Raw genomic sequence first — 26,949 nt, 5'->3', positions numbered from 1 at the left:
CTCTCGGCAAAGACGTCGAAAAGGCCCCGCGCAGCAAGAATTGACCGAAAACGCAAGCTTGTCGAGATGAAACCGCCGGCAGTTGCCGTTACGTCCGCTTAAGGCTTAGCCAGCTCGAATTGCGTCCTTACCGTGGCGAGTGAAGAGCCCCCAAGATAAACTTCCACGATACCTGGGTCGAGCTGGTATCGGCCGGCGTCGTCGTGGCCGCCGAGCGCCTTGCCCTCCAGCTTGAAGCGTACCGTCCGCGTTTCGCCGGCCTTGAGCGTTATCTTGTCGAAGCCCTTGAGCAGGCGCAGCGGCCGCGAGCGCTCCGCGACGGGCTGCCGGATATAAAGCTGTACCACCTCCTGGCCGTCGCGATCCCCCTGATTGGTCACGTCGACGGCAACCTCGGTCGCCCCGTCGAACGGCACCTTGGCGTTCGTCACCCGCGCATTGGCATAGGCGAAGCGGCTATAGGACAGGCCGAAGCCGAACGGGTAGAGCGCCTCGTTGGCCTCGTCCATGTAGATGGACTCGTAGCGCTGGCGGATCTTCTGCGGCCGCCCCGTTGGCAGCTGGTCGTAATAGACCGGAATCTGCCCGACCGAGCGCGGGAAGCTCATCGGCGTGCGCCCCGCCGGATTGACCTTGCCGGCCAGCACCTCGGCGATCGCGGCGCGCCCCTCGGTGCCGCCATGGAAGGTCTGGACGATCGCGGCGACATGCTTGTCGGCCCAGGAGAGGACCAGCGGCCGGCCCGTCGCCAGCACCAGCACCACCGGCTTACCGGTCGCGACCAGCGCCTCCAGCAGCTCCTGCTGCACGCCCGGCAAGCCGAGATCGGTGCGCGAGGCGCCCTCGCCCATGAACTCGCAGTCTTCGCCGAGCATGGTGACGACGAGGTCGGCGGCAGCCGCGGCCTTGAGCGCGGCATCCTTGTCCTTGAACTCGGTGCCGCAATTTTTGGCGAAGGCCGGCTCGTAGGTCACCGTGACATCGGACGGCAGCTGCTCGCGCAGCGCGTCCGGGAGCGGCTGCACGACGCGGCGCCCGAGCCCTGCCGGATCGGTCCAGACCCGCTCATCCTCCGGCACCGCCATGGCGCCGATCACCGCGACCGACTTAACGGCCGGCGCAATCGGCAGCGTCTGCCTGTCGTTCCTGAGCAGGATCACGCCCTCACGCGCCGCCTGGCGGGCGACCTTGCGGGCTTCCTCGGTCTGCATCAGCGACGGCGCTGCTGCCACATCGACGTCCTGACGCTCGAACAGGCCGAGATGGTACTTGACCCGGAGGACGCGCCGGACGGCTTCGTCGAGCGCCTTCACCGGCACGCGGCCGGCCTTCACCTCATTGGCGAGGTGCTTGTGGTAGACATCGCCCATCATGTCCATGTCGATGCCAGCGAGCAGCGCCTTGCGCGCCGCTTCCGCGTCGTCCTTGGCGATGCCGTGCAGGCGCAGCTCGGTGATCGAGCCGAAATCCGAGGTGACGAATCCGCGGAAACCCCATTGCCCGCGCAGCAGGTCGGTCAGCATGCCGCGATGGGCAGTGGCCGGCATGCCGTTCAGCGCATTGAACGCCGCCATCGCGGTCATCGCGCCGGTGTCGAAGGCGGCCTTGAACGGCGGCAGGAAAAGGTCGTGCAGCTGGCTCGTCGGGATCCAGGTCGAGTTGTAGTCGCGCCCGCCCTCGGCCGCGCCATAGCCGACGAAGTGCTTGACGCTCGCCGCCACGCCGCCGCGTTGATAGCCACGCGTGCGCGCCGCAGCGATGATGCTGGCGAGATAGGCGTCTTCGCCCGCGCCCTCCAGCACCCGCCCCCAGCGCGGATCGCGCGAGATGTCGACCATCGGCGCGAAGGTCCAGTTGACGCCGGCGGCACGCGCCTCACGCCCCGTCCAATAGGCCGCCTGCTCGATCAGTTGCGGGTTCCAGCTCGACGCCTGGCCGAGCGGCAGCGGGAAATAGGTCGAGAAGCCGTGGACGGCATCGAGCCCGATGATGAGCGGGATCTTGAGGCGCGACTGCCTGACGGCTTCCTGGACCTGCCGGACCTCCTGCGGCACGACGAAGTTCATCACCGCGCCCATGCGGCCGGCCTTGACCTGGTTGATGTCGAAGCCCTCGCCGCGCCCGGAGAGGTGGAGCTGTCCGACCTTCTCCTCCAGCGTCATCCTGCCGATCAGCGCCGTGATCTTGCGCTCGATTTGCGCAGCCTCGCGCCCGCTCTTCCAGCCGACCTCCTGCTGAGCGGAGGCGACGGTCGCAAGGCCGCAGAACAGGAATGCAGCGACGAGCCGCAGAAGCATGATGGGATCTCTCGAGAAAATCGGGTACCCGGCCCTACAGGATCGCTAGGCATGGCTCAACCATTGCATCGCCAACGCCGGCTGAACGCAGCCTGAAAGGATCGCCGCCTCACCATGACGCAGGCCACGTTCGCGACTGAGCGCCACCGCTTTTACGAAGATGTCTTCGCCATGCTGCTCGGCACGCTGCTCGTCAGCATCGGCATCGTTCTCTACAGCAAGGCGGGCCTGGTCACGAGCGGCATCGCCGGCCTGGCCTTGTCGCTGCAGATCGCGACCGGCCTGAATTTCGGCGTCGTCTTCTTCGCGCTCAACCTGCCCTTCTACTGGCTGGCCGTTGCTCGCATGGGCTGGCGGTTCGGACTGCGCACCTTCGTCTCGGTGGGCCTCGTCTCGGTCTTCACCTGGGCGACGCCGTTCTGGATCAGAATCGAAGCGGTGGACCCGCTCTATGCGGCGCTGGCCGGCGGCAGCCTGATCGGGCTGGGCCTGCTCGCCCTGTTCCGTCACCGTACTGGGCTCGGCGGCATCAATATCCTTGCGCTGTATCTCCAGGAACGGCATGGCATCCGCGCCGGCTGGTTTCAGCTCGCCGTGGACTTGGCCATCCTCATCGGCGCGCTGCTCCTGCTGCCGCTGGCGAAGGTCGCGATCTCGCTCGCCGGCGCGGCGGTGCTCAATCTCATCCTCGCCGTCAACCACAAGCCGGGGCGCTATCTCGGCGTGACCTAGGTGTTGGTCCGGAATGGTTGCCTCGCAAGGCGTTCCATGCGACCGAGCGAACGGAGAAAACGCGGGATTTGGCGACCATGGCCCAGCTTCTGACCATCGAGGATTTGCGTCTGCAGGCAAAGCGCCGCGTCCCCCGCATGTTCTACGACTATGCTGATTCCGGCGCCTGGACCGAGAGCACCTATCGCGCCAACGAGGCCGATTTCGCCAATATCAAGCTGCGCCAGCGCGTCGCGGTCGACATGACCAACCGCACGCTGGCCTCGACCATGATCGGCGAGCAGGTCTCGATGCCGGTTGCGCTGGCGCCGACCGGCATCGCCGGCATGCAGCACGCCGATGGCGAGATCCTGGCGGCCAGGGCCGCCGCCCGCGCCGGCGTGCCCTTCACGCTCTCGACCATGAGTGTCTGCTCGATCGAGGATGTCGCCGACAACACCGACAAGCCGTTCTGGTTCCAGCTCTATGTGATGCGCGACCGCGCCTTCATCGAGCGCCTGATCGACCGCGCCAAGGCGGCCGGCTGCTCGGCGCTGATGCTGACGCTCGACCTGCAGATTCTCGGCCAGCGCCACAAGGACATCCGCAACGGCCTCTCCGCTCCGCCGAAGCCGACCATCGCCAACTTGATCAACCTCGTCTTCAAGCCGCGCTGGTGCATGGGCATGCTCGGCACCAAAAGGCGCAGCTTCGGCAACATCGTCGGCCACGCGACGGGGGTCGGCGACATGACCTCGCTCTCGGCCTGGACCGCCGAGCAGTTCGACCCGACGCTGAGCTGGGACGACGTCAAATGGATCAAGGACCGCTGGGGCGGCAAGCTGATCCTGAAGGGCATCCTGGACGCCGAGGATGCCGAACTCGCGGCGCAGAGTGGCGCCGATGCGCTGATCGTCTCCAACCATGGCGGGCGCCAGCTCGACGGTGCAGTCTCCTCGATCGCGGCCCTGCCGGGGATCGTCGAGCAGGTCGGCGGGCGCATGGAAGTCTGGATGGATGGCGGCGTCCGCTCGGGCCAGGACGTGCTGAAGGCAGTGGCGCTTGGCGCCCGCGGCGTGCTGATCGGCCGCCCCTTCCTCTACGGCCTCGGCGCCATGGGCGAGGAAGGCGTCAAGCTCGCCCTCGACATCATCCGCAAGGAGATGGACATCACCATGGCCCTCTGCGGCAAACGCGACATCCAGGATGTTGATGGGAACATCCTGGTCAAGGGGAAGGCATAGGGCGCAGCGCCGCCGGGCCTGCGCAACCGGCCCGCCTGCCCTGCCATCATACCGGTTCACAGCTTCTTGAGGCTCATCAGCGGGCATTGACTTTCGGTGCCGCCGGAATAAATGAGCAATCACTCACTCATCTAGATCAAGCGAAGCATGGCCCGCCCCCTCAGCGAAGCGAAGCGCGAAGCGATCCTGGCCGCGGCCTGCAAGCTGGTGGCCGAGCATGGCACCGGCGCGCCGACCGCCAAGATCGCCAGGGAAGCCGGCCTCGCCGAAGGCACGCTCTTCACCTATTTCGCCAGCAAGGACGAGCTGCTCAACCAGCTCTATCTCGAGCTGAAGACCGACTTCGCCAGGCTCACCGTGCCCTCCTATCCCAGTCACGGCAGCGTGCGCGACCGGTTCGAGCACTTCTGGAACGGCTTCATCGATTGGGGCGCGAGATATCCGGCCAAGCGCAAGGCGCTGCGCCAGCTCGCGGTATCCGACCGCATCACCCAGGAGACCCGTAGCAAGTCAGCCGTCGCCTTCGCGGAGATCAGCGCCCTGTTCGAGCAGGGACACCGCGACGGCGTGCTGAAGGACCAGCCGCAGAGCTTCATCGGCACGGTCCTCGACGCTTTGGGCACCATGACGCTCGATTTGATCGCGCAGGAGCCGAGCCGGCACGAGCACTACCGGAAGTCCGGCTTTTCGGTCTTCTGGGACGGCATTTCCGCCTGACACCCGCAAAGAGAAAAGCGAACAGGTCCATTCCGCTTACTTAAATGAGCAAGTGCTCACTCACAATTTCGAGAGGACGACTTATGACCAAGACCTGGCTGATCACCGGCGCCGCCCGCGGCCTCGGCCGCAATATCACCGAGGCGGCCCTCGCGGCCGGCGACAATGTCGTCGCGACCGCGCGCGATCCCGGCCGCCTCGCCGATCTCGAGGCCCGATATCCCGACACGCTGCTCTCTTTCGCGCTCGACGTCACCGACATGGCGGCCGCGAACGTGGCCGTGACCGTCGCGGTCGACACCTTCGGCCGGCTCGACGTGCTCGTGAACAATGCCGGCTACGGCCACGCCGCTGCCTTCGAGCAGACCAGCGAGGATAGTTTCCGCGCCCAGATCGAGACCAATTTCTACGGGGTCGTGAACCTCACCCGCGCCGCGCTGCCGGTGCTGCGGGCCCAGCGCTCAGGCCACATCATCAACATCTCATCGGTCGGCGGGCGCACCGGCACGCCGGGTCTCAGCGCCTACCAATCGGCGAAATGGGCGGTCGGCGGCTTCAGCGAGGTGATCGCCAGGGAGGTCGCGCCGTTCGGCGTCAAGATCGTCTGTGTCGAGCCCGGCGGCATGCGCACCTCGTGGGGCGAGATCGCCCGTGGCAACACCCCGGCCGTCATGACGGACTACCAGCCCAGCGTCGGCGCCGTGCTCGATCTGCTCAGGACTTACGTCGGCAACGAGATCGGCGATCCCGAACGGATCGCTGGGATCATCCTCGATCTCAGCAGGCGCGGGACCCTGCCGGCCCATCTCGTCCTCGGCAGCGACGCCCTCTTCGTCCTCGCCCAGGCGGATGCTCAGCGGCAAAGAGAGGCGGCGGAATGGGCGCAGGTCAGCCGCTCCTCGGACTTTGCCGGCACCGACCTCGTGGCCTTGCAGAAGCTGCTCGGCGGGGAGGCTTGGGCGTGACGAAGGAAGAGTCGATGGCTGCAAGCGATGCGCGACGTCATTGAACCGTCGGTAGTGTCTCGGTAGCCTGCTAGCGGAATGCGGGCACGGGGGCCTGATATGGGCGGGACGGCACGGCGATCGAGAAAATCGACTTACGTATCAGGAGTCTCGGCGGTCGAGATTGCTCCCGGATTCGTCGAGATCACCATTGAGGCGGCGCGCTACCAGGAAGCCGGAGCTCATTGGAAACGCGTCTTGTCCAAGTCGAATAATGGCGGCTATGGGCGGATTTTCATCCAACGTCACGGCGCCAACTGGCGCCGCTACGTCAATTGCTACGACTGGCGCGGCATGTATCGGGGCGAGCCGGCCAATATCGACGAGTGCCCTGGTGCGATGTTCGTCTGGCAGGCGGACAAGGAGGCTTCGACCGAGCCGGTCTTCGCGCACAATAATCAGGCGCTGGGCCGCGATATGGGCCTGGCTCTGCGCCCCTTTTCCCAGACTGGCCCGACGGAGTTGTGGGAGGTCCGCTTCAGGTTCACCTGACGCCGCCATTGCGCAGCGTCAGGCCGTAACGGCGCGCCTCAGCGCGTGAACTTCTTGTACTGGATCCGCTTCGGGATCGTTGAATCAATCCCTAAGCGCCGCTTCTTATCCTCTTCATAATCCTGGAAGTTGCCCTCGAACCACTCGACATGGCTGTCGCCCTCGAAGGCGAGGATGTGGGTCGCGATGCGATCGAGGAACCAGCGATCGTGGCTGATGATCACGGCGCAGCCGGCATAATCCTCCAGCGCCTCTTCGAGCGCCCGCAGCGTGTCGACGTCGAGGTCGTTGGTCGGCTCGTCGAGCAGCAGGACGTTGGCGCCCGACTTCAGCATCTTGGCGAGGTGGACGCGATTGCGCTCGCCACCCGAGAGCGAGCCGACCTTCTTCTGCTGGTCGCCGCCCTTGAAGTTGAAGGCCGAGCAATAAGCCCTTGAATTGATTTCCTTCTTGCCGAGATAGATGATGTCGTTACCGCCCGAGATCTCCTCCCAGACATTCTTCTTGTCGTCGAGCGAGTCGCGGCTCTGGTCGACATAGCCGAGCTGGACGCTCTCGCCGATCCTGATCGTGCCGGCATCGGGCTTCTCGACCCCGGTGATCATCTTGAACAGCGTCGTCTTGCCGGCGCCGTTGGGGCCGATCACGCCGACGATGCCGCCCGGCGGCAGCTTGAAGGTGAGCCCGTCGATCAGGAGCTTGTCCTGGAAGCCCTTCGACAGGTCCTCGAAATCGACGACGTTGTTGCCGAGCCGCTCGGCGATCGGGATGATGATCTGGGCGGTGTCCGGCCCCTTGTTCGAGGCCTTCTGCACCAGCTCGTCATAGCGCTGGATGCGGGCCTTGCTCTTGGCCTGGCGCGCCTTCGGCGAGGCGGCCATCCACTCGGCCTCGCGCTCCAGGGTCTTCTGGCGCGAGACGTCCTCGCGGCCTTCCTGGGAGAGGCGCTTCTGCTTCTGCACCGACCAGGCCGAATAATTGCCCTCATAGGGGATGCCCTGGCCGCGATCGAGCTCGAGGATCCAGCTGGTGACGTTGTCGAGGAAGTAGCGATCGTGGGTGACGATCAGGATCGCCCCCGGATAGGTCCGCAGGTGCCCTTCGAGCCAGGCGGTGGTCTCGGCGTCCAGATGGTTGGTGGGCTCGTCGAGCAGCAGCAGTTCGGGCTGTTCCAGCAGCAGCTTGCACAGCGCGACGCGGCGGCGCTCGCCGCCCGAGAGCTTGCCGACCGCCCAGTCGTCCGGCGGGCAGCGCAGCGCGTCCATCGCCTGGTCGACCTTGGAATCGAGATCCCACAGGCCCTTGGCCTCGATCTCGTCCTGGAGATTGGTCATCTCGTCGGCGGTCTCGTCCGAATAGTTCATGGCGAGCTCGTTGTAGCGGTCGAGGATCGCCTTCTGCGGGCCGACGCCGAGCATCACGTTCTCGCGGACGGTCAGGGTCTCGTCGAGCTTGGGCTCCTGCGGCAGGTAGCCGACGCGCGCGCCCTCGGCGACCCAGGCCTCGCCGGTCCACTCCTTGTCGAACCCGGCCATGATCTTGAGCAGGGTCGACTTGCCCGCGCCGTTGACGCCGAGCACGCCGATCTTGGCGTCCGGATAGAAGCTGAGGTGGATGTCCTTCAGGACCTGCTTGCCGCCCGGATAGGTCTTCGACAGGCCGCGCATATGGTAGATGAACTGACGAGACATGGGGCGTGCGGGCTCCGCTTGCGGCTGGCGTTCGGGCTTTGGGGAAATCTGGCCGCTAGATAGGCGACGAGACCGCGGAAGGCAACGGTGGGCTGCAAAGGCACGCCTGCAACCATCCTGCCGCTGGGAACCCGCCAGCCCGCTCAGCGCGGCCGGATGTCGAGCCCGCCGCTGACGATGGCCCTGGTCATCGGCCGTGCCAGGAACTCATGCGGGAAACCGAGATCGATCGCGCTCGCCGCCTGCAGCCGGGCCTGCTGACCCTCGTCGAGCTTCACCTCCAGCGCCCCGAGATTGTCCTCGAATTGGGCGAGCGTACGCGCGCCGATGATCGGCGCCGTCACCGCCGGATTGAGCAGAGTCCAGGCCAGGGCCACCCGCGCCGGCGAACAGCCGATCTGTGCCGCAACTTCCTTGACGACGTCGGCGATGGCGAGACCGCGCTCGGTCAGGGCGCCATTGCCGGCGGCGACGTCGCGTCGCGTCCCTTCGGCGGCCGAGCCGCTCGGCATCCGGCCGAGATCGGCGCGGCTGTACTTGCCGGTCAGCATGCCGCTGGCGAGTGGCGACCACGGGATCACGCCGAGCCCGAGTTCCGCCGCCATCGGCACGACGTCGCGCTCGACCGTGCGCTCGATCAGATTGTACTCGACCTGCATCGCCACCAGTGGAGCCCAGCCGCGCAGATCGGCGATCGCCTGCATGCGCGAGGCCTGCCAAGCCGGTATGTCGGAGAGTCCGAGATAGAGCACCTTGCCGGCGCAGACGAGATCGTCGAACCCACGCAGGATCTCCTCGACCGACGTGGTGAAGTCCCAGGCATGGAGGTAGAACAGGTCGACATAGTCGGTGCCGAGCCGCGTCAGGCTGTCCTCCAGCGAGCGCACCATCGCCTTGCGGTGGTTGCCGCCCGAATTCGGGTCGCCCGGGTGCATCGGCAGCGTGTACTTCGTCGCGATGACCAGGTTGTCGCGCCGGCCCCTGGCGAAGTCTCCGACGAAGCGTTCCGAGGTGCCCTCGGTATAGCGGTTGGCCGTGTCGATGAAATTGCCCCCGCGCTCGACATAGGCGTCGAAGATGCGTCGGGCCTCGGCCTCGTCGGCACCCCAGTTCCAGTCGGTGCCAAAGGTCATAGCCCCCAGCGAGAGCGGCGAGACCCGCAGGCCCGAGCGGCCGAGCAGGCGATAGGACGAAAGTGTGGTCATGGGCGGCTTCCCGTCGTGTAGCAGCCGGCAGGATGCCTAGCCACGACCATCGCGATAATGCGATAAGATCGGAACATACTCTTTAGCAAAGAGATCATAATGCGCGGCAACGACGTCGCCGAACTGCGGGCTTTCGCGGCGGTCTGCGAGCATCGCAGCTTCACGCGCGCCGCCGCGCATCTCGGCATGTCCGGCTCGGCCCTCAGCCAGGTCATCAGGACGCTGGAGGAGCGGCTAGGCACGCGCCTGCTCCACCGCACCACCCGTTCGGTCGCCCCCAGCGAAGCGGGCGAGCGCCTGCTCACGGGCCTGCTGCCGGCCTTGCGCGATCTGGAAGCGGCCGTGCTCGCGGTCTCGGCGCGCGATGGCACGCCCGCCGGTCGCCTGCGCATCAACAGCAGCCGGCTGGCGGCTCTGCACCACATTGCGCCGCTGATCGGCCCCTTCACCCGGGCCTATCCTGGGATCAGTCTCGACATCACCGTCGACGACACACTCATCGACATCGTCGCCGACGGCTTCGATGCAGGCATCCGGCTTGGCGAGAGCCTCGATCGCGACATGGTCGCCATCCGGCTTGGCGGTCCGCTGCGGCTCATGGCGGTGGCTTCACCCAGCTATTGCGCCCGTCATGGCCGGCCCACGACACCGCATGACCTGCTCCGGCATCGCGGCCTCAACACGCGCTGGCCGACCGATGGCAGCCCCTATCGCTGGGAATTCGAGCGGGGCGGGGAAGAGCTGGAGATCGCCGTTCCCGGCCAGGTCATCACCAACGAGGCGGAGATTCTGGTCCAGGCCGCCTGCGACGGCGCCGGCATCGCCTATCTGCTCGACCGGCAGGTCGAGCCTTTCATCGCCTCGGGCCAGCTGATCCATCTGCTGGCGGACTGGTCGCCGCCCTTCCCCGGCTTCCATCTCTATTATCCCAGCCGCCGGCAGATGCTCCCGGCGCTACGGGCCTTCATCGATTTCGCCACCGCCAGGGACCGTGCCGGCGAGCGCACGCCGTCCTCCGGATAGCGTTCGGCCGGGCCCGATGTGCTCACGATCTCGCCAGATCGGCATGGCAGTCTTCCCCCGGCCCGGCTTTTGCCTGAAGCTCGCACCAGGCAAAAGCCTGCCGGAGCCCGCCGATGAGCCTGTCCTCGACCGTCCTGCACTTGGCCGCCCTTGCCGCATCGCTCGTGCTGATGGCCCCCTCTCCTGCCCTCGCCCAGGCGAACGAGCCGGGCTGCCGGCCGGAAATGGCGAGCTATCGCCTGCCGATCCAGCGCGCCAACCTCGGCAAGGACGAGCTGAGGCTCACCTTTGTCGGCCACGCCACCTTCCTGATCGAGACAGCCGGCGGGGTGAAGGCGGCGACCGATTACAACGACTATGTCCGCCCGCCGGTCACGCCCGACATCGCCACGATGAACAAGGCGCATTCGACGCATTACTCGCGCGCGCCCGATCCGGCGATCAAGCAGGTGCTGCCGGGCTGGGACGCGTCGGGCCGGGGCGCCGCCCGTCACGATGTCACGATGGGCGACCTGCGCGTGCGCAATGTCCCGACCAATATCCGCAGCTATGGCGGCGACACCGACTATGACGGCAATTCGATGTTCGTCTTCGAGATCGGCGAGCTCTGCATCGCCCATCTCGGCCATCTCCATCACCCGCTCGAGCCCGGCCATTTGCGCGCGCTCGGCCGCGTCGACATCGTGCTCTTTCCGGTCGACGGCAGCTATACCCTCGACCAGGAAGGCATGCTGGAGGTGCTGAAAGCCCTGCAGGCCAGGGTGATGATCCCGATGCACTTCTTCGGCGGCGGCACCCTCAACCGCTTCCTCGGCCGATCGCAGGACCTCTGGCCGGTCGTGCGGCGCGAGCGGCCGGAGATCGTATTGTCGAAGGCGACGCTCCCGGCCAAGCCGACGATCATCGTCCTGCCCGGGCATTGAACGCGTCGGCGCTCAGGTGTTCACCCCGCCATCGATCGCGATTCCCGCGCCGGTGATGAAGCGCCCCTCCTCGCTGGCGAGATAGGCGATCAGGCCGGCGATATCCTCGGCCTTGCCATAGCGTGGGATCGCCATCTTGGCGCGCTGGTCGTCGGCATGGTCGCCATCGGCCGGGTTCATGTCGGTGTCGGTCGAGCCCGGATGGACGATGTTGACGGTGATGCCGCGCAAGCCGAGATCGCGGGCGAGGCCCTTGGTGAAGCCGATCAGCGCCGCCTTGCTCATCGCATAGAGCGCGATGCCCGGATCCGTCACGCGCTCGGCCAGACAGGAGCCGGTGGTGATGATCCGCCCGCCCTCTGGCAGATGCCTGGCGGCCGCCTGCGAAGCGACGATCACCGCCCGGACGTTGACCGCGATCACCTTGTCGATCTCGTCGAGGCTCCAGCTGCCGACCTCGCCATCGTGCCAGATGCCGGCATTGTTCACGAGGATGTCGAGCCCGCCGAGCTCGGCCGCTGCCTCGTCGACCGCCGCTGTCAGCGCTGCCGCATCGGCGCTGTCGGCTTGCAGCACCACGACCTTGCGGCCGAGCGCCCGGATCTGGCCCGCGACCGCCTCGGCCTTGTCGCGGGCGCGCTCATAGGTCAGCGCCACATCCGCTCCGTCCTGCGCCAGCCGAAGCGCCGTCGCCGCGCCGATGCCACGGCTGCCGCCGGTCACGAGGGCCTTCTTGCCTGCCAGTTTCACCATGAGTCACAATATATGTAATGATTGATACATATATCGATGACTCGCTTGCCTCGGAACGTCAAGCGATTTATTTATCACTCACTACAGAAAGGTGACGACCATGGCCGAACGAGGCCGCCCGCGCGCCTTCGACCGGGCAGAAGCTCTGCAGAAGGCCATGCTGCTGTTCTGGGAGAAGGGTTTCCAGGGCGCCGCGATGAGCGAGCTCACCGCGGCGATGGGCATCAACGCCCCAAGTCTCTACGCCTGCTTCGGCAGCAAGGAGGGCCTCTATCGCGAGGCGATGGCGCTCTACGAGTCAGGCGATGGCGCCGAGCTCGCTGCCGCGATCGCCGCCGCGCCCACGGTGCGCGATGCGATCGAGATCTATCTGATGCGCTCGGCCGCCCTGTTCAGCCGCCCGGGCAAGCCGGCAGGCTGCATGATCGTGCTCTCCGTCGTCCATGCCGCCGGCACAAGCGAAGAAGCTGGCCGCGCTTTGCGCGACGCCCGCACCGAGATGCAGGGCGTGCTGGAAGCGCGCCTGCGTGGCGCGCTCGCCAGCGGCGAACTCTCGGCGGGCGATCCGGCCGCCATCGCCGCCTTCTACTGCACGGTGCAGCAGGGCATGTCGATCCGCGCTCGCGACGGCGCCAGCCGCGCAGAGCTCGAGGCGGTGGCGCAGGGCGCTATGGCGGCGTGGGATGGCTTGACCAGTTCGCGGCCCTGAGCGCCGCTCAGGCCGCATCCGGCATGACTCCGACCTGCATCGCCCGCCAGCGCCCGGGAGATTGGCCATAGGCCTTGCGGAAATGCCGGGTCATATGGCTCTGGTCGGAAAAACCGCTGGCGGCTGCCGCCTCGGCCAGCGCATCGCCCTGACGGATCAGCAGCCTTGCCCGCTCCAGCCGGCGCATCACCAGATAATGATGCGGGCTGGTGCCGTAGCGGCGGCGGAACTGCCGCGCCAGCGCATAGCGATCGAGCCCGGTGACCGCCTCCAGCATGGTTGAATCGATCGTCTCGTCGCGGCTCTCGCTCAGGAAATCGCGGGCACGTTCGCAGGCCCGCATCGCCGGCGTATCCGCCCCGGTGAGCGAACAGGACGGGTCGAGCTTTAGCAAAGCCTCGGCCAGTGCCCCGACCGCCGCATCGCGCTCCAGCGGCTCCAGCCCATGCTCGACATCGCCGAGCAGGCCGACCAGCGCCCGCATCAGGCTGCCGTCGCGGCAGACGGCATTGCCGATGAGCGGCATCGCGCTGGCGCGCCCGGCGAGCGCCGCCATGATCAGCCCGGGCTCGACATAAGCCATGCGGTAGCGAAAGCCGCTCGCGATCCCGGCCCGGCCGTTATGCAGCTCGTCCGGGTGCAGCACGATCAGGTCGCCCGGCGTCGAATCCCGCTGCGCGCCGCGATAGTCGAAGCTCTGCACCCCGCTGACCGTATAGCCGATCGCATAGGTGTCGTGCCGGTGCGTGTCATAGGCATGGCCAGTGAAGAAGGCCTCGATCCGTTCGATTCCTTCGCCGTCCGGCGCGGTGCGGATCCAGTCGCCCGGCGAGGCGAGCGCGCACGAACGTTCAAGACCGGCCCGCTCGCCACGCTCTATCGCTGTCGTCATGCGCTTCGACACCAAGATTGCCATCATCGTCCATGACGAGCTCGCCGCCTGGCAGAAGCTCAATGTCACCGCCTTCCTCGCCGGCGGGCTGGTCGCCGCCGCGCCGGAGCTCGGCGGCCAAGCTTACCGCGACGGCTCCGGCAAGGTCTACGGCCCGCTGGTGCGCCAGCCGATCCTGATCTTCGCCGCGAGCTCGGCCGACCTCACCCGCGTGCTGCGACGGGCCGGCGAAGCGGGCCTGACGCCTTCGCTCTATACGCGGGAGCTGTTCGCGACCGGCCATGACGAGGCCAATCGCGCCGCGGTCGAGGCCGTGGCGACCGACGCCCTCGATCTGGTCGGCATCGCGCTGCATGGCGAGCGCAAGGCCGTCGACAAGGCGATCAAGGGGCTGAAGCTGCATCCTTGAGCCGGGTCACCCCGTCCGCGCCAGCCGCCCTTCGAGCGGATAAGCCGGATCGCTGTAGCCCGGCGTGGAGGGATGACCGGCTGGCACGAGGCTGTCGACCAGCGCCTCGTCCTCTGCGGTAAAATCGGCCGAGAGCGCCGAGAGATAGCCCTGCCATTGCTCCATGGTGCGCGGGCCGGCCACGGCCGCGGTCAAGAGCTTGTTGTTCAGCACCCAGCGGACCGCGAACTGCACGGGCGTCAGCCCCCGCCGCGCGGCATGGTCGCGGATGGTGCGGGCGATGACGAGCGATTCCTCCCGCCATTCGGTCTGCATGATGCGCTTGTCGGCGCGGCCGGCGCGGGTGCCTTCCGGCGGAGCCTGGCCGGGCTCGTATTTCGCCGTCAGCACGCCGCGCGCCAGCGGCGAATAGCTGGCGACGCCGAGCCCGTAATAGCCGCAGGCCGGCAGGTGCTCGACCTCGGGCATGCGGTTCATCGCGTTGTAATAGGGCTGGCTGACCACCGGCCGGTCGATGCCGAGCTCGTCGCAGAGCCGGCAGATCTCGGCGACGCGCCAGCCGCGATAATTCGAGACACCGAAATAGCGGATCTTGCCGGCCCGCACGAGGTCGCCGATTGCCCGGATCGTCTCGGCGAGCGGCGTTCCATGGTCTTCCTTGTGCAGATAGTAGATGTCGATGAAATCGGTGCCGAGCCGCTTCAGGCTGGCGTCGCAGGCTTCGAGCAGCCATTTGCGCGAGAGCCCGCGCTGGTTCGGGCCCTCGCCCATCGCATTCGCCGCCTTGGTCGCCAGCACCCAGTCCTGGCGGTTGCCGGCGATGGCGCGGCCGGTGATCTCCTCCGAGCGCCCCTCGGCGTAGACATCGGCGGTATCGATGAAGTTGATGCCGGCGGCGGCGGCATTGTCGATGATCGCCCGCGCATCGGCTTCGTCCGTCTGCGCCCCGAACATCATCGTGCCCAGGCAGAGCGGCGAGACCTTAAGGCCGGAGCGGCCGAGCGCGCGATAATCCATGACGATCTCTCCAGAACGGGTGGGCAACCTGCCGCAGAGCTGGCGCCCGCACCAGCGCAGCTGACGCAACGCTGCCCGGCGCAAGAGAATCCTTAACATTTCGTGCCAGGCTGCCCGAATGGCAGCCATTCCGCCCGATCCGGCGCACCTCGCCGCGCTCATCAAGAGCCAGAATCTCGCGACCCTGCTCGCGACGATGAGCGGCAATGGCGGCCTCGCCGCCGGCAAGACGGTCGAGGCCAAGCTCGTCGCGCTCGACGACGACGGCAACGCCACCGCCCTGGTCAACGGCGTCAAGGTCGCACTCGTGCTCGCCGGCCCGGAGGCCAGACAGGCGGCGCTGCAGCCGGGAGCCGCGCTGATGCTCAAGCTCGCAGCGCCGGCCGAGCCGGGAGCGCCATTGCAGGCGACGCTGGTCGGTATCCGCCCGGCGCCGGCCAACAGCCCGAACGCTCCGACGCCGCCGGCTGAGCAGTCGGCCGGCACCGCGCCATCAGCTCCGCAGCAGAGGCAGGCGGCCACTTCGGCGAGCGCCGCGCCTGCAACCGCTCAGACATCGACCGCCGCCATCCCCTTGCAGGCCGGTCGTACGCCACCCGCCACAACAACCGCCGCAATCGCTTCTCAGACCGCCGCCTCGCCGCGCGCGATCGCCGGCCCCCTGCTAGGCGCGGCGCTCGGGCGCCAGGACAGCCTCGCCCCGCTCTTCGCCAATCTCGGCAGCCTGGCGCAAGGCTCGGTCGCGCTGACATTGCCAAAGCCATTGATGACGCTGGTCGACCAGATCCTCGCCCAGCGCCTGCCGGCGGCCGAAGCCCGCCCCGTCACGGCGGAGGCGCTGAAGGCAGCCGTCGTCCGCTCGGGTGTCTTCCTCGAAGCGCGGCAGGCCGCAGGAGAGGCGCCAACGCCTCAGAGCGATCTCAAGGCGGCGTTGCAGAGCCTGCGCGACCTGCTCAAGCCAGCCGTCGAAGGCGCACCAGCAGCGAAATTGCCACTGCCCGGCGAAACCGCCAACGAAGCGGCGCCCCAGCCCGGGCGCCCAGCCACCCGGAATACACAAGAGCAGGACGCCGCTGCTGCGACACCATCCAAGGCTCGCCCCGCCCCGCCCCGCGACGGCCTGCTGACGCCGCAGCCGGCTCAAGAGCCGAGCCTGACCAGCGCCGCCCGGCCCGCGACCATCGCTCAGGCCCTGTTCGGCCAGGCCGAAGCGGCGCTCGACCGTATCGCGCTCGCCCAATACGCCTCGCTGCCGCAGGAGGCCGCGCGGCTCGACCAGCAACCGCCGGCGCGCTGGCTGACCGAGATCCCGCTCGCTTTGCCCAATGGCACCGCCGTGCTGCCCCTGGAGATCGAGCGCGACCCGCCGCAATCCGGCTCGGCGACGCCCGACGCACCGCTCTGGCGCGTGCGCTTCGCGCTCGATGTCGAACCTCTCGGCGCACTGCAGGGCGTGGTCACACTGCAGGGCCGCGCCATCGGCGTCTCCTTCTGGGCCGAGCGCGAGGATACCAGCCGCCTGCTGCGCCAGGCGACGCCCGATCTCGAAACCTCGTTGCTCAGGTCGCGCTTCGACAGCGCCGAGTTCGAGGTCTTCACCGGCCACCCGCAGCAGGCAAAAGCAGCGGCCGGCCAGTTCCTGGACCGCCGCTCATGAGCCAGTCGCAGCCGCTGCCGCTCGCCGTCGCGCTCGAATATGACGGCCAGGGCGCGCCGCGCGTCACCGCCAAGGGCCATGGCGTCGTCGCCGAAAAGATCATCGAGACCGCCCGCGAGCACAACATCGCCATCGAGCAGAATGCCGCTTTGGCGCAGGCCCTCTCGACCGTCGAGCTCGAAGACAGCATCCCCGAGGAGCTCTATCTCGCCACCGCGCAGGTGATCGCCTTCGTCCTCGGCCTGCGCCGCCGCGGTGGCCCATCGCGCCCATGACCGCTCCGATCGCGGTCCGCCGCCTGCCGGCCGGGACCTATGGCGCCGCTTGCGCCGAAGCATTCGTCGATCTCTGCCGGCGCGCCGAGGCGCCCAATCTGCATATGGCTCCGGCAGCGGTCGCCGCGGCGCTGAGCTTCGGGATCAGTGCGAATGATGTCGTCGTCCTCGCAGCCCAGGAAGAAGGCGATGATCGCCTGCTCGGGCTCTGGGCGCTGCGCCGGACGCGGAACCTCAACAGCGGTTTCGCGCCGGTCCTCGCAGCGCCGCTGGTGTCGCTCTACGAGGTGTCTTCCGCCCCGGTGCTCGATCGCGAGCATGCGCGTGACGCCGCCGCGGCCCTGATCCTGGCCATCGTCGAGGCACCGGACCTCCCGAAGGTTCTGAAGCTGCCTCTATTACCCATGGCGGGCAGCGTCTTCACCGCATTCGAAGCGGCGCTGGTTGCGACGAGCAGCAGCATCGCCACCTTCGAGCGCTGGCAGCGGCCCATGCTGATTCCCGAGGCCGGCGACGACGCGGAGCGCTATCTGCGCCGCGCCCTCGGCCAGGGCTACAAGAAGCGGATGCAGCAACATCGCCAGCTGGAGAAGGCCGGCACGCTCGCCTATCAACGCCATCGTGGCGCCGACGCTATCGCCGCGCTGGAAGATTTTCTCGCGCTCGAGGCGGCCGGCTGGAAGGGCCGTAGCGGCACCGCCCTCGCCAGCCTGGCTGATGACGGTGCCTATATCCGTAAGATCGTCGGGAATTTCGCCGACGCCGACGCCATCCGCGTCGACCTGCTCCGTCTGGACGGCCGGCCCATCGCCGGCGGCCTGCTGCTCGACTTCGCCGGCCAGTCGCATTTCCTCAAGATCGCCTATGACGAGGGCCACGCCCGCCTCTCGCCCGGGCGGGCACTCGCCATCGAAATGCTCCGTGCCGATTTCGCCGCCGGCCGCCCCTTCCGCCTCGACAGCGGCGCCGGCGACAAGGTCGATCCGTCGGCCTATCCCTGGGGTGAGCGGCAGGAGATGGCAAATGCGATCGTCGCGCTCGCCGACAGCTCCACTGCTCTGCCCCGGCTCGCCGCGGCGGCACGCATGCGGCTGAGAGGCCGGCGCGACCGCAGCCCGCGTTGACCGGGACGGCAAGCTGCTCGATAGACGGTGGACGAAACGCCGCGTCTGGCGCGAGGAGGATCATGCGCGTTCTGGTGACGGGGGCTGCCGGCTTCATCGGCAACGAGACAGCCCGGGTTCTGCTCGAACGCGGCGACGAGGTCGTCGGCACCGACAATCTCAACGACTATTACGATCCTGCCCTGAAACAGGCGAGGCTCGCCCGCCTAGACGGCCACAACCGCTTCAGCTTCGAACAGCTCGATCTCGCCGATCGCGAAGGCATGGCCAGGCTCTTTGCCGACGGGCGTTTCGAGCGCGTCGTCCATCTTGGCGCCCAGGCCGGCGTGCGCTTCTCGATCGAAAACCCGCAGGCCTATCTCGATTCCAACCTGACCGGCTTCGGCCATGTCCTCGAGGGCTGCCGCCGCAACGGCGTCGAGCATCTTGTCTACGCCTCGTCCAGCTCGGTCTACGGCGCCAATACCCGTACGCCCTTCCGCGTCGAGGACAATGTCGACCACCCGGTCAGCCTCTATGCCGCGACCAAGAAGGCGAACGAGGGCATGGCCCATTCGTACAGTCATCTCTATGGGCTGCCGACCACGGGCCTGCGCTTCTTCACAGTCTACGGCCCCTGGGGCCGGCCCGACATGGCGCCGATGATCTTCACGCGGAAGATCCTGGCCGGCGAGCCGATCGAGGTCTTCAACGAGGGCAGGCACGAGCGCGATTTCACCTATGTCGACGACATTGTGGAGGGCGTTGTCCGCGTACTCGACAACGTCGCAGCACCCGACCCGGCCTGGTCGAGCGACGAGCCCGGCCCGGCCACCTCCTCGGCACCCTGGCGGCTCTACAATATCGGCAACTCCGATCCGGTGCCGCTGATGGAGTTCATCGCCACGATCGAACAGGCGCTCGGCAGGAAGGCGGTGATGGAGATGAAGCCGCGCCAGCCCGGCGACGTGCTGCGCACCGCCGCCGACGTCTCGGCGCTGGAGGCAGCGGTCGGCTTCCGCCCGCATACGCCACTCGCCGAGGGCATCGGCCGGATGGTGCGCTGGTACCGCGACTTCTATCGGGTTTGAGGACTGGTCATGGCTACGCCCGCGAAGATCGGCATCGTCACCGTCTCCGACCGCGCCTCGACCGGCGTCTACCCCGACGAGGGCGGCCCAGCGATCCTCGACTACTTCAGCAAGGCACTGGCCAGCCCCTGGCAGGCGGTCACGCGCGTCATCCCGGACGAGCGCGCCGGCATCGCGCAGACGTTGACCGAGCTCGCCGACAAGGAAGGCTGCTGCCTGATCGTCACCACCGGCGGCACCGGCCCGGCCCCGCGCGACGTCACGCCCGAGGCGACGCAGGACGTGATCGACAAGCTGATGCCCGGCTTCGGTGAATTGATGCGCCAGGTCAGCCTCTCCAAGGTACCGACCGCGATCCTCTCGCGCCAGCTCGCCGGCATCCGCGGCAAGTCGCTGATCGTCAACCTGCCCGGCCGCCCGCGCGCCATCGCCGAATGCCTCGATGCGGTGATGCCGGCGATCCCCTATTGCATCGACCTGATCGAGGGCCCCTATCTCGAAACCGATCCGGCGGTGATCGTCGCGTTCCGGCCCGGGCAGAAGCCGAAAGGGTGAACGATACCTCGACCGATACCACCCGCCTCTCCCTATGAGCGTTTATCGGATGGTAGCTTCGCTGCTGTAGGACTAGACGGACCAGTTCCCGCCGGAAGTTCGATATGACTGCAAAGATCGTTCCCCTCGTCATGGCCGGCGGCTCCGGCACCCGGCTGTGGCCGCTGTCGCGCGACACCATGCCGAAGCAGTTCATCGCGCTGCTGGATGACGGCCTTTCGACCTTCCAGGCGACGCTGCAGCGCCTCGTCGATCCGGCCTTCGGCGCGCCGATCGTCATCACCAACAATGATTTCCGCTTCATCGTCGCCGAGCAGATGCTGGCGCTCGGCATCAAGGGCGAGATCGTGCTGGAGCCCGAGCGGCGCGATTCCGCCGCCGCCATCGCGGTCGGCACCGTCATGGCCGGCAAACGCGACCCCGAGGCGGTCTGCGTCGCGCTCGCCTCCGACCATGTCGTCAGCGATGCCGAGGCCTTCCGCGAGGATTGCAAGCGCGCCGCACGCCTGGCCGCGACCGGCTTGATCATGACGCTCGGCATCAAGCCGACGCATCCCTCGACGGCCTATGGCTATCTCGCCCCCGGCGAGGCGCTGCCCGAGCCCGGTGCCAATCGCCTCTCCCGCTTCGTCGAGAAGCCGCAGCGCGACATTGCCGAAAAATACGTCGCCGAAGGCTATCTCTGGAACAGCGGCAACTTCCTGTTCTCGGCCAAGACCATGCGCGATGAGCTCTCGCGCCACGCCCCAGCCGTGCTTTCGGCGGCCGAGGCGGCGGTCAACCAGGCGAGCCGCGACCTCGACTTCCTGCGGCTCGATCCCGAGAGCTTCGGCAAAGCCGTCAAGATTTCGATCGACTATGCCGTGATGGAGCGCACCGCCCATGCCGGGATGCTCGCTGCCTCCTTCGACTGGTCGGATGTCGGCTCCTGGGATTCGATTCATGCCATCAAGCCGCAGGATGGCGACGGCAACGTGCTGGAGGGGCCGGCGGTCGCACTCGACACCCGCCGCTCGCTGATCCGCAGCGAAGAGGTGCTGACCACCGTGGTCGGGCTCGACGACGTCGTCGTGGTCTCGACCCGCGATGCCGTGCTGGTCGCCTCGATGGCGGCGGCCGGCAAGGTCAAGACCCTGGTCGAGCAGATGAAGGCGGATGGGCGCCCCGAAGCGAGCGAGCATCTGCGCATCTACCGGCCCTGGGGCTGGTATCAGCGCATCGACATCGGCGCCCGCTTCCAGGTCAAGCACATCCACGTCAAGGAGGGCGGCCAGCTCAGCCTGCAGAAGCATTTCCACCGCGCCGAACACTGGGTCGTGGTCCGCGGCACCGCCGAGGTGACGCTCGACGACACCGTCCGCTTCGTCCACGAGAACGAGTCGGTCTACCTGCCGATCGGCTGCACTCACCGGCTGAAGAATCCGGGCAAGATCGGGCTTGAGCTGATCGAGGTCCAGGTCGGCAGCTATACCGGCGAAGATGATATCGTCCGCATCGAGGACATCTACGCGCGTAGCTGAGGCGCCGCCTTTCCTTCTCCTCTTGCGGGAGAAGATGCGCTGGATGAGGGGTCGCGTAGCCGTTCGGCGTCATGGTCGGGCTTGTCCCGACCATCCACGTCTTCCCTTCTCTGATCCAATGCAGTGTTCAAGACGTGGATGCTCGCCACAAGGGCGAGCATGACGGAGACGTCGCGAGTTCCCTCTCTTGCAGGTTCGAGAGGGAATGGCGCGGAGCCGTCCCCTGCCCCTCAGTCCTTCGCCAACTCCTGCCCGATCGCGCGGATCAGCTCCGGCGAGAGCGGGTCCGTCCGCGAGCTGAAACTGCCGGCCAGGCTGCCGTCGCGGCCGATCAGGTATTTGTGGAAGTTCCAGCTCGGCAGTTCGCCGGGGCGCTGATTGGCGGCCCAGCGATAGAACGGATGCGCATCCGGGCCGCGCACCACGTTCTTCTGGGTGATCGGATAGTTCGCGCCATGGCTCTGGCGGACCGCTTCGGCGATCGCCGCGCCGTCGAGCGGCTCCTGCCCGCCGAAATCATTGCTCGGCACCGCAATCAGGACGAGGCCGCGCTCGCGATAGCGCTCCCAGAGCTGCTCCAACCCGGCGAATTGCCCGGCCAGCCCGCACTGCGTCGCCGTGTTGACGATCAGGACCGGCTTGCCGCGATAGGCCGAGAGCGGGATGCGCCCGCCTTCCGCCCGGTCGAAGCTGAAGGCGTAGGCGTTGCCTTCCCCCTGCGCGGCGAATGCCGGCGCAAACGGCGCGCTAGCGATGAGAGCGATGATCTGGCGACGGTGGACGCGCATGAGCTGGCTCCAGCGGATGGGCGACGCTATCACGGTCGCGCCGCTTGCGCCAAACCGCCGATCCGCACGATTAGGTGACTTGGGGCTACCGCCGGATGCACCACGCGACGACATCCGGGCTGGCCCGCAGGAAGGTGGCTCAACGCAGCGCGCGCAGTTGGCCGATAAGCCCTCGCTCCTCGGCAGTGGTCCAGCCATCGTCGAGGATTCGGATGAGCGTGTCACGGCAGGCTCGGTTCAGGCGCAGCGCTTCCTGTACGAGCCCGCGGCCGGCGAACACCTTCCGCAGATAGAGAACGGCGACGTCGTCGGCGTCGGTCGTGAAACTCTCGTTCATCGCCATGAACACGTCGTGGACACGATCCAGGTCGATGCCCATCTCGCTGTAAAGCGCGTTCGCGATCGCTGCCTCGTCGGTCGAATAGACGTTCGTGAACCGCTTGAGGAAATGGCCCGCCTTGCGATCGGACGGACCGGCGACCGCGACATACACCTGGTCGCTCATCAAGGCACCGGCCACCCCGCCGACCAGTGCACCGATGGCGACGCCCAGCGGCCCCAGCCAGATGCCGGCGACAGCGCCGGCGGCGACGCTGCCTGCAATACCGCCCCCCATGCCGGCCGCCTCGCGGCCGGTCTGCCAGACCTTGTCCTTCGCATTTGCGATGTTGTAGGCGGCGAGTCCGAGACCGAGCAGGAAGACACCCCGACCCGCAGCCCCTGCCCGCGCTGCGAATTTCGTGGCGCTCGGCCGGGCCCGGCCGGCCGATTCGACGAGCTCAAGATAGACCGCCGTCTGCTGCGCATTGTCGAGCTGGCCAAAAGCCTTGCCGTGCACACGTTTCGACAGCTTCTCCAGGATGTCGTCGAGCGGGAGGCCCTGCGCCTTCAGCTGCTTCGCCATCGCCCGGCCGACCGCGGCGGAGCGCTTGCGCTGCTGCTCCAGGATGACGTTGCGCATCTGGTGAGCGGTTTCGGCGGCGGCCTTCGCCGACAGTTCGCCATGATCGTAGGCGGCGCGCAGCGAGACTGACAGCTCGCGTGTCCTTCGAATGTATTCGGATCGGACACTGGCGATATTGGTAGCCTGGTAGGCGAAGCTGAGGGCTGTCGCTTCAAGCTGCCGGATTGCCGCCTCCAGCGCGGGATCAGGCTGTTTGGTGCTCATTGGGCGCGCTCTGCTGCAGGGACAGATGATGTGCCGAGAACCAGCGGCCCAGGCGCCGCGCTCCCGCGGGCAGGCGCTCCGGCAAATGCGAGGCCTTGTCGCGTACCGCCAGGAGCAGCTCCGTGTCCCCGGAAAAGCGGAAACGGAGCTCCTTCTCCCCGAGAGCGACCTCGCGATAGTCTCCGGTCGCATAGGGCGCGCCAATCACGATATGATCGAGAACATCGGACCCGCGCACCAGTGCAAGATGAAGCTGCTCCTCATAGGGGCAGTCCTCATCAAGAATCAGAACTATATCGCCTGATGGCAGTTGATATTGGGCGATCAGTGTCGCGGCGTTGAAGTTTACTGTCTCGTCGCTATCCTTACGAACCAGCGTGATTCGCGGCTCGGGCTCGCGCTGACATGACGTTACACCAAAAGTGGCAACGCGCCTCATGGTTGAAACCTATGAGCGCATGTGAATGCTGTCAACGCACCTTGCTTGCGAATTGTCGTTTTCGCGTTTGGTCCGCCGCAGGGTGCTTTCCGGCGGAACGGCGACCGGTGTCGAGAAGACGCGATCGAACGGAGACCCCGCGCCCTTCCAGCAAATGAGACCAACTGCTGCGAGCCGGACGCGACCTCGCATCCGCCTGCTCAGCAGGCCAGTACCTTCTTCACGCGCACCTCGAGATCGCGCAGCTCATACGGCTTCACGACATAATGGTCGGCGCCGTTGCTGGTCGCCTCGTCCATCTTGTCGACCGAGCGCTCCGACGTCGCCATGATGATCTTGATCTGGTTGAGCTCCGGCACCGAGCGGATGGCGCGCAGCAGGTCGATTCCGCTCATCCCGTCCATGTTCCAGTCGAGCAGAAGCAGATCATAGCGCTTGGTCTGCATCTTCATCAGGGCCTCGCGGGCGTTTTCCGCCTCGTCGATATCCTGGAACTCGATCTGCTTGAGGAAATAGGTGGCAAGGCCACGCATGCTCTTCTGGTCGTCGACCACGAGGATGCGGTAGTCGCTTCTCGCCTTTGACATGGCACTCTCCTTGGCATCGGACCGAAAAATGGATTCCATTCTTCGGACGAATCCGATGCGATAACGATGTGATAGATCGTCGTGACCGCGTCCGTTCGGACGCGCGGCGATCTATGCGGTACGCTGCTGCGGGCGCTCGCCCAGCAGTCCCGCGATGGCGCCTCCGATCTGGTCGAGCGGTACAACCCGATCAGCGGCGCCCAACTCGAACGCGGCTTTCGGCATCCCGTTTACCACACAGGTCTCGCCACTTTGGATTAACGTCGCCGCGCCGGCTTTGCGCATGGCTAACAAACCGTCAGCGCCATCGCGGCCCATGCCGGTGAGCAGCGCGCCGATCGCATGGCTGCCGAGCGCGCGGGCGACCGAATGGAACATCACGTCGACCGAGGGGCAATGACCGCTCACCAGCGGCGCTTCCTTGAGATGGCAGATCAGCTCGCCCCGGCGCTCCTCGATCTCCAGATGCTTCGTGCCGCCCGGCGCGACGACCCCCATGCCCGGCCGCAGGCGATCGCCATCGGCCGCCTCGCGCACGTCGAGCCCGGTCGCGGCCGAAAGCCGCGCCGCGAACTTGGCCGTGTAGCCCGCCGGCATATGCTGGACCACGACGATCGGCAGGCGAAGATGCGCCGCGTCGCGCATCACGGTCTGCACCGCCGGCACGCCGCCGGTCGAGGCGCCGATCGCGATCAGCGAGACCTTGCCGTGGTTGGCGGGCACATGCACGGCCGCTGGTCGCGCCGGCGCGCTCTGGGGCCGCTGCTGCGTGACCATCTCCTTGGCAGCCGCCATCAGGCGCCGGCTGGCCGAGGCGCGCTGCAGCGCCGCGGCGACATGCTTCATGAAGCCTTCGAGCGTATGCGTCGCCCCGTCCGGCTTCTCGATGAAGTCGATCGCACCGAGCTCCAGCGCCTGGATGGTGTTGTCGGCGCCCGGCCCGCCGAAGGCCGAGACGATCAGCACCGGCAGCGGGTCCTGCTTCAGCACACGGGCCAGCAGCTTGAGGCCGTGCCGGCCGGGCAGTTCGAGATCGAGCGTCAGGATGTCGGGCCGCAGATCCTGGATCGCGTCCCAGCCCTCCTCGGCGCTGCCGGCGACGCCGATCACCTGGAAGCCGGGCGTGGAGTTGATGATCTGCGTCATCAACTTCTGCATCAGCACGGAATCGTCGACCACGAGGACTTTGACCGGGCCGCCTGAGGTGAGCATGCTCATCACCAGATCTCCACTTCACCAGCCACCGGCTGGGTCTTGAGGCGGTTGAGATAAGCCATTTCCTGTTCGCGCTCGGGATCGCGCGCGGCCTGCTGGACGTGCTGGACCCAGGCGCGCCCGGTGGCGGGCTGGTAGTGGATGCGGCGCGAACGGGTGCCGCCGACATCCCTGGATACCACCGGAATGCCTTCGCGGGCGAGGAACTCGTTGACGAAGATGATGTTGCCCTCGCCAATCGCCAGCATGGTGGCGCCGGAGAGCACGCGCGCACCGCCGAAGACCTTGGCCTCGAGCTGGCCGCGCCTGGCGCCGCGCTTGAGCAGCCCGTTGATCAGCACTTCCATGGCCGTGTCGCCATAGCGCTCGCCGGCGCTGGCGTCGGTGCCACCATTGTTCTTCGGCAGCAGGAAATGGTTGAGCCCGCCGACGCCGATCTGCGCGTCGCGCATGCAGACCGAGACGCAGGAGCCGAGCACGGTGGCGACGATCTCGTCCTTGGCCGAGGTGATCTCGTGCTCGCCCGGCGCGACCGTGATGATGGTCGCTTCGAAGCGCGGGTCGAAATAGCGCCGTGAGGATCGGGCAAGGCTCATTGGACGAGTCTCATGGCGTGCGCTCGTAGATGGTGCGGCCGATCAGCCTGAGCTGGGGATGCGGCTGCGGCAGGGATTCGGAATGGCCGAGATAGAGGAAGCCGCCCGGCTGCAGCAGGGCGACATAGCGGTCGAGGATCGCCGCCTTGGTCGGCGTATCGAAGTAGATGAAGACATTGCGGCAGAAGATCACGTCGAACGGCCCCTTCATCGGCCAGCGCTCGATCAGGTTGAGCCGCTTGAAGGCGATCAGCCGCTTCAGGTCCTCGGCGATGCGGGCTTCGCCGCGGGGGCTCTGGCCTTCCAGTCTGAGCAGCGGGCGCAGGTCCGCCGGCAGCCGGTCGAACTGCTCGGCCGGGTATTGCCCTGCCGCCGCCCGGTCGAGGATGTCGGTGTCGATGTCGGTCGCCAGGATCTTGAAGTCGAGATCGCTGCGATGGCCGATCACGTCGCGCGAGATCGCCGCGGCGCTGTATGGCTCCTCGCCCGAGGAGCAGGCCGCCGACCAGATCCGGATGCGCCCGCGCCGCCCTGCCCGCTCCTGGATCAGGCGCGGCAGCACGTCCTTGCGCAGATGGTCGAAATGGTGACGCTCGCGAAAGAAGGCGGTGTGGTTGGTGGTGACCGCGTTGATCAGCTCGGGGATCTCGTCGCTCGCCGCCGCCGTACGCAGATAGGCGCAGTACTCCGCGATCGAGTTGAGGCCGAGCACCTTGACGCGCCGCGCCAGCCGGCCGCGCGCCATCGCCTCCTTGTGCTCGCGGATGACGATGCCGGCGTGCTCGTAGACCAGCTTGGCCACGAGGGCCATGTCGTCGCGGCTGAGCGCGGTATCCGACTGGACGGATTGCGGGGCAAGCATGCTCTG

General features: G+C 67.1%; 28 protein-coding genes. 15 read left to right on the top strand and 13 right to left on the bottom strand.

The genetic code is table 11. The features are described 5' to 3' along the window. Window positions 1-98 precede the first annotated feature (98 nt). Window positions 99-2,297, bottom strand: a complete 2,199-nt coding sequence (locus V7S63_RS10060) for a glycoside hydrolase family 3 N-terminal domain-containing protein (RefSeq protein WP_336530110.1) — start codon at window positions 2,295-2,297, stop codon at window positions 99-101. Window positions 2,298-2,411: 114 nt separating this feature from the next. Here V7S63_RS10060 and V7S63_RS10055 point away from each other — a divergent pair, with 114 nt between their 5' ends. The 5 genes from V7S63_RS10055 (at window position 2,412) to V7S63_RS10035 (ending at window position 6,465) form a co-directional block, all read left to right on the top strand. Further along, a complete protein-coding gene (locus V7S63_RS10055; RefSeq protein WP_100963929.1) occupies window positions 2,412-3,029 on the top strand; it encodes a DUF6198 family protein in 618 nt (205 codons plus the stop codon). Between the two features lie 77 nt (window positions 3,030-3,106). Further along, window positions 3,107-4,252 (top strand): alpha-hydroxy acid oxidase, encoded by a 1,146-nt coding sequence (locus tag V7S63_RS10050; protein WP_336530109.1) that lies wholly within the window; start codon window positions 3,107-3,109, stop codon window positions 4,250-4,252. A 147-nt stretch (window positions 4,253-4,399) separates the two neighbouring features. Then, window positions 4,400-4,969 (top strand): TetR/AcrR family transcriptional regulator, encoded by a 570-nt coding sequence (locus tag V7S63_RS10045; RefSeq protein WP_336530108.1) that lies wholly within the window; start codon window positions 4,400-4,402, stop codon window positions 4,967-4,969. 83 nt (window positions 4,970-5,052) lie between these two features. Next, window positions 5,053-5,934 carry an SDR family NAD(P)-dependent oxidoreductase gene (locus V7S63_RS10040; protein ID WP_336530107.1) on the top strand — a complete coding sequence of 294 codons (882 nt, stop codon included), beginning with the start codon at window positions 5,053-5,055 and terminating at the stop codon, window positions 5,932-5,934. A 99-nt stretch (window positions 5,935-6,033) separates the two neighbouring features. Continuing rightward, complete coding sequence (locus V7S63_RS10035; protein ID WP_336530106.1) at window positions 6,034-6,465, top strand: hypothetical protein; 432 nt, start codon at window positions 6,034-6,036, stop codon at window positions 6,463-6,465. A gap of 38 nt (window positions 6,466-6,503) precedes the next feature. On the opposite strand, the gene ettA is transcribed toward V7S63_RS10035, so the two are convergent. Both ettA and V7S63_RS10025 read right to left on the bottom strand, forming a co-directional pair. Then, window positions 6,504-8,156 carry an energy-dependent translational throttle protein EttA gene (gene ettA / locus V7S63_RS10030; protein WP_336530105.1) on the bottom strand — a complete coding sequence of 551 codons (1,653 nt, stop codon included), beginning with the start codon at window positions 8,154-8,156 and terminating at the stop codon, window positions 6,504-6,506. 143 nt (window positions 8,157-8,299) lie between these two features. Then, the gene (locus tag V7S63_RS10025; RefSeq protein ID WP_336530104.1) at window positions 8,300-9,361 is read right to left on the bottom strand and encodes an aldo/keto reductase; all 1,062 of its coding nucleotides are present in this window, start codon (window positions 9,359-9,361) and stop codon (window positions 8,300-8,302) included. 99 nt (window positions 9,362-9,460) lie between these two features. Here V7S63_RS10025 and V7S63_RS10020 point away from each other — a divergent pair, with 99 nt between their 5' ends. Then, window positions 9,461-10,384: a LysR family transcriptional regulator gene (locus tag V7S63_RS10020; RefSeq protein WP_336530103.1), complete on the top strand. Its 924-nt coding sequence runs from the start codon at window positions 9,461-9,463 to the stop codon at window positions 10,382-10,384. A 113-nt stretch (window positions 10,385-10,497) separates the two neighbouring features. Then, window positions 10,498-11,307: an MBL fold metallo-hydrolase gene (locus V7S63_RS10015; RefSeq protein ID WP_336530102.1), complete on the top strand. Its 810-nt coding sequence runs from the start codon at window positions 10,498-10,500 to the stop codon at window positions 11,305-11,307. Between the two features lie 12 nt (window positions 11,308-11,319). Here the strand turns inward: V7S63_RS10015 and V7S63_RS10010 are convergent, their stop codons facing one another. Further along, a complete protein-coding gene (locus tag V7S63_RS10010; RefSeq protein ID WP_336530101.1) occupies window positions 11,320-12,060 on the bottom strand; it encodes an SDR family NAD(P)-dependent oxidoreductase in 741 nt (246 codons plus the stop codon). Between the two features lie 100 nt (window positions 12,061-12,160). Between V7S63_RS10010 and V7S63_RS10005 the strand changes: the two genes are divergently transcribed. After that, entirely contained in the window at window positions 12,161-12,769 is a 609-nt protein-coding gene (locus V7S63_RS10005; protein WP_100963945.1) for a TetR/AcrR family transcriptional regulator, read from the top strand. A gap of 7 nt (window positions 12,770-12,776) precedes the next feature. Here V7S63_RS10005 and V7S63_RS10000 read toward each other — a convergent pair whose 3' ends face one another. Beyond that, window positions 12,777-13,661 carry an AraC family transcriptional regulator gene (locus V7S63_RS10000; protein WP_336530100.1) on the bottom strand — a complete coding sequence of 295 codons (885 nt, stop codon included), beginning with the start codon at window positions 13,659-13,661 and terminating at the stop codon, window positions 12,777-12,779. On the opposite strand from V7S63_RS10000, the gene V7S63_RS09995 reads away from it, so the two are divergent. Then, the gene (locus V7S63_RS09995; RefSeq protein WP_336530099.1) at window positions 13,660-14,070 is read left to right on the top strand and encodes a DUF2000 family protein; all 411 of its coding nucleotides are present in this window, start codon (window positions 13,660-13,662) and stop codon (window positions 14,068-14,070) included. The genes V7S63_RS10000 and V7S63_RS09995 overlap by 2 nt on opposite strands. Window positions 14,071-14,076: 6 nt before the next feature. Here the strand turns inward: V7S63_RS09995 and V7S63_RS09990 are convergent, their stop codons facing one another. Further along, the gene (locus V7S63_RS09990; RefSeq protein ID WP_336530098.1) at window positions 14,077-15,087 is read right to left on the bottom strand and encodes an aldo/keto reductase; all 1,011 of its coding nucleotides are present in this window, start codon (window positions 15,085-15,087) and stop codon (window positions 14,077-14,079) included. A 118-nt stretch (window positions 15,088-15,205) separates the two neighbouring features. On the opposite strand from V7S63_RS09990, the gene fliK reads away from it, so the two are divergent. The 6 genes from fliK (at window position 15,206) to V7S63_RS09960 (ending at window position 21,288) form a co-directional block, all read left to right on the top strand. Next, window positions 15,206-16,744, top strand: coding sequence for a flagellar hook-length control protein FliK (fliK, locus tag V7S63_RS09985; RefSeq protein ID WP_336530097.1), 1,539 nt, complete (start codon window positions 15,206-15,208; stop codon window positions 16,742-16,744). Then, window positions 16,741-17,019: an EscU/YscU/HrcU family type III secretion system export apparatus switch protein gene (locus tag V7S63_RS09980; RefSeq protein ID WP_336530096.1), complete on the top strand. Its 279-nt coding sequence runs from the start codon at window positions 16,741-16,743 to the stop codon at window positions 17,017-17,019. The genes fliK and V7S63_RS09980 overlap by 4 nt, the downstream gene beginning before the upstream one ends. Beyond that, entirely contained in the window at window positions 17,016-18,143 is a 1,128-nt protein-coding gene (locus tag V7S63_RS09975; protein WP_336530095.1) for a GNAT family N-acetyltransferase, read from the top strand. The genes V7S63_RS09980 and V7S63_RS09975 overlap by 4 nt, the downstream gene beginning before the upstream one ends. A gap of 62 nt (window positions 18,144-18,205) precedes the next feature. Further along, the gene (locus V7S63_RS09970; RefSeq protein ID WP_336530094.1) at window positions 18,206-19,213 is read left to right on the top strand and encodes an NAD-dependent epimerase; all 1,008 of its coding nucleotides are present in this window, start codon (window positions 18,206-18,208) and stop codon (window positions 19,211-19,213) included. A 9-nt stretch (window positions 19,214-19,222) separates the two neighbouring features. Continuing rightward, window positions 19,223-19,768: a molybdopterin adenylyltransferase gene (mog, locus tag V7S63_RS09965; RefSeq protein ID WP_336530093.1), complete on the top strand. Its 546-nt coding sequence runs from the start codon at window positions 19,223-19,225 to the stop codon at window positions 19,766-19,768. A 104-nt stretch (window positions 19,769-19,872) separates the two neighbouring features. Then, window positions 19,873-21,288 (top strand): mannose-1-phosphate guanylyltransferase/mannose-6-phosphate isomerase, encoded by a 1,416-nt coding sequence (locus V7S63_RS09960; protein WP_336530092.1) that lies wholly within the window; start codon window positions 19,873-19,875, stop codon window positions 21,286-21,288. Between the two features lie 230 nt (window positions 21,289-21,518). Here V7S63_RS09960 and V7S63_RS09955 read toward each other — a convergent pair whose 3' ends face one another. The 7 genes from V7S63_RS09955 to V7S63_RS09925 form a co-directional block, all read right to left on the bottom strand. Continuing rightward, entirely contained in the window at window positions 21,519-22,076 is a 558-nt protein-coding gene (locus V7S63_RS09955; RefSeq protein WP_336530091.1) for a glutathione peroxidase, read from the bottom strand. A gap of 139 nt (window positions 22,077-22,215) precedes the next feature. Beyond that, on the bottom strand, window positions 22,216-23,244 hold the full coding sequence (locus V7S63_RS09950) for a hypothetical protein (protein WP_336530090.1): 1,029 nt from the start codon (window positions 23,242-23,244) through the stop codon (window positions 22,216-22,218). Beyond that, window positions 23,225-23,683 (bottom strand): hypothetical protein, encoded by a 459-nt coding sequence (locus tag V7S63_RS09945; protein ID WP_336530089.1) that lies wholly within the window; start codon window positions 23,681-23,683, stop codon window positions 23,225-23,227. The genes V7S63_RS09950 and V7S63_RS09945 overlap by 20 nt, the downstream gene beginning before the upstream one ends. A gap of 200 nt (window positions 23,684-23,883) precedes the next feature. Beyond that, window positions 23,884-24,270 carry a response regulator gene (locus V7S63_RS09940; RefSeq protein WP_057190857.1) on the bottom strand — a complete coding sequence of 129 codons (387 nt, stop codon included), beginning with the start codon at window positions 24,268-24,270 and terminating at the stop codon, window positions 23,884-23,886. 111 nt (window positions 24,271-24,381) lie between these two features. Next, on the bottom strand, window positions 24,382-25,488 hold the full coding sequence (cheB, locus tag V7S63_RS09935; RefSeq protein ID WP_091840282.1) for a chemotaxis-specific protein-glutamate methyltransferase CheB: 1,107 nt from the start codon (window positions 25,486-25,488) through the stop codon (window positions 24,382-24,384). Then, complete coding sequence (locus tag V7S63_RS09930) at window positions 25,488-26,081, bottom strand: hypothetical protein (protein WP_091840279.1); 594 nt, start codon at window positions 26,079-26,081, stop codon at window positions 25,488-25,490. Before V7S63_RS09930 ends, cheB begins: the two co-directional genes overlap by 1 nt. Window positions 26,082-26,091: 10 nt before the next feature. Further along, window positions 26,092-26,943 (bottom strand): CheR family methyltransferase, encoded by an 852-nt coding sequence (locus V7S63_RS09925; protein WP_336530088.1) that lies wholly within the window; start codon window positions 26,941-26,943, stop codon window positions 26,092-26,094. Window positions 26,944-26,949 lie beyond the last annotated feature (6 nt).

The sequence above is a fragment of the Allobosea sp. CCNWLY174 genome, from assembly GCF_037120455.1.
In the GTDB taxonomy this organism is placed as follows: Bacteria; Pseudomonadota; Alphaproteobacteria; order Rhizobiales; family Beijerinckiaceae; genus Allobosea; species Allobosea lupini.
Note: the sequence above shows the minus strand (reverse complement) of the source record. Positions and strands in the feature narration are given on the sequence as shown.

Coding starts and splice junctions, on each gene's coding strand:
- V7S63_RS10060 (WP_336530110.1), bottom strand. CDS start 2,297: ATGCTTCTGCGGCTCGTCGCTGCATTCCTGTTCTGCGGCCTTGCGACC.
- V7S63_RS10055 (WP_100963929.1), top strand. CDS start 2,412: ATGACGCAGGCCACGTTCGCGACTGAGCGCCACCGCTTTTACGAAGAT.
- V7S63_RS10050 (WP_336530109.1), top strand. CDS start 3,107: ATGGCCCAGCTTCTGACCATCGAGGATTTGCGTCTGCAGGCAAAGCGC.
- V7S63_RS10045 (WP_336530108.1), top strand. CDS start 4,400: ATGGCCCGCCCCCTCAGCGAAGCGAAGCGCGAAGCGATCCTGGCCGCG.
- V7S63_RS10040 (WP_336530107.1), top strand. CDS start 5,053: ATGACCAAGACCTGGCTGATCACCGGCGCCGCCCGCGGCCTCGGCCGC.
- V7S63_RS10035 (WP_336530106.1), top strand. CDS start 6,034: ATGGGCGGGACGGCACGGCGATCGAGAAAATCGACTTACGTATCAGGA.
- ettA (WP_336530105.1), bottom strand. CDS start 8,156: ATGTCTCGTCAGTTCATCTACCATATGCGCGGCCTGTCGAAGACCTAT.
- V7S63_RS10025 (WP_336530104.1), bottom strand. CDS start 9,361: ATGACCACACTTTCGTCCTATCGCCTGCTCGGCCGCTCGGGCCTGCGG.
- V7S63_RS10020 (WP_336530103.1), top strand. CDS start 9,461: ATGCGCGGCAACGACGTCGCCGAACTGCGGGCTTTCGCGGCGGTCTGC.
- V7S63_RS10015 (WP_336530102.1), top strand. CDS start 10,498: ATGAGCCTGTCCTCGACCGTCCTGCACTTGGCCGCCCTTGCCGCATCG.
- V7S63_RS10010 (WP_336530101.1), bottom strand. CDS start 12,060: ATGGTGAAACTGGCAGGCAAGAAGGCCCTCGTGACCGGCGGCAGCCGT.
- V7S63_RS10005 (WP_100963945.1), top strand. CDS start 12,161: ATGGCCGAACGAGGCCGCCCGCGCGCCTTCGACCGGGCAGAAGCTCTG.
- V7S63_RS09995 (WP_336530099.1), top strand. CDS start 13,660: ATGCGCTTCGACACCAAGATTGCCATCATCGTCCATGACGAGCTCGCC.
- V7S63_RS10000 (WP_336530100.1), bottom strand. CDS start 13,661: ATGACGACAGCGATAGAGCGTGGCGAGCGGGCCGGTCTTGAACGTTCG.
- V7S63_RS09990 (WP_336530098.1), bottom strand. CDS start 15,087: ATGGATTATCGCGCGCTCGGCCGCTCCGGCCTTAAGGTCTCGCCGCTC.
- fliK (WP_336530097.1), top strand. CDS start 15,206: ATGGCAGCCATTCCGCCCGATCCGGCGCACCTCGCCGCGCTCATCAAG.
- V7S63_RS09980 (WP_336530096.1), top strand. CDS start 16,741: ATGAGCCAGTCGCAGCCGCTGCCGCTCGCCGTCGCGCTCGAATATGAC.
- V7S63_RS09975 (WP_336530095.1), top strand. CDS start 17,016: ATGACCGCTCCGATCGCGGTCCGCCGCCTGCCGGCCGGGACCTATGGC.
- V7S63_RS09970 (WP_336530094.1), top strand. CDS start 18,206: ATGCGCGTTCTGGTGACGGGGGCTGCCGGCTTCATCGGCAACGAGACA.
- mog (WP_336530093.1), top strand. CDS start 19,223: ATGGCTACGCCCGCGAAGATCGGCATCGTCACCGTCTCCGACCGCGCC.
- V7S63_RS09960 (WP_336530092.1), top strand. CDS start 19,873: ATGACTGCAAAGATCGTTCCCCTCGTCATGGCCGGCGGCTCCGGCACC.
- V7S63_RS09955 (WP_336530091.1), bottom strand. CDS start 22,076: ATGCGCGTCCACCGTCGCCAGATCATCGCTCTCATCGCTAGCGCGCCG.
- V7S63_RS09950 (WP_336530090.1), bottom strand. CDS start 23,244: ATGAGCACCAAACAGCCTGATCCCGCGCTGGAGGCGGCAATCCGGCAG.
- V7S63_RS09945 (WP_336530089.1), bottom strand. CDS start 23,683: ATGAGGCGCGTTGCCACTTTTGGTGTAACGTCATGTCAGCGCGAGCCC.
- V7S63_RS09940 (WP_057190857.1), bottom strand. CDS start 24,270: ATGTCAAAGGCGAGAAGCGACTACCGCATCCTCGTGGTCGACGACCAG.
- cheB (WP_091840282.1), bottom strand. CDS start 25,488: ATGAGCATGCTCACCTCAGGCGGCCCGGTCAAAGTCCTCGTGGTCGAC.
- V7S63_RS09930 (WP_091840279.1), bottom strand. CDS start 26,081: ATGAGCCTTGCCCGATCCTCACGGCGCTATTTCGACCCGCGCTTCGAA.
- V7S63_RS09925 (WP_336530088.1), bottom strand. CDS start 26,943: ATGCTTGCCCCGCAATCCGTCCAGTCGGATACCGCGCTCAGCCGCGAC.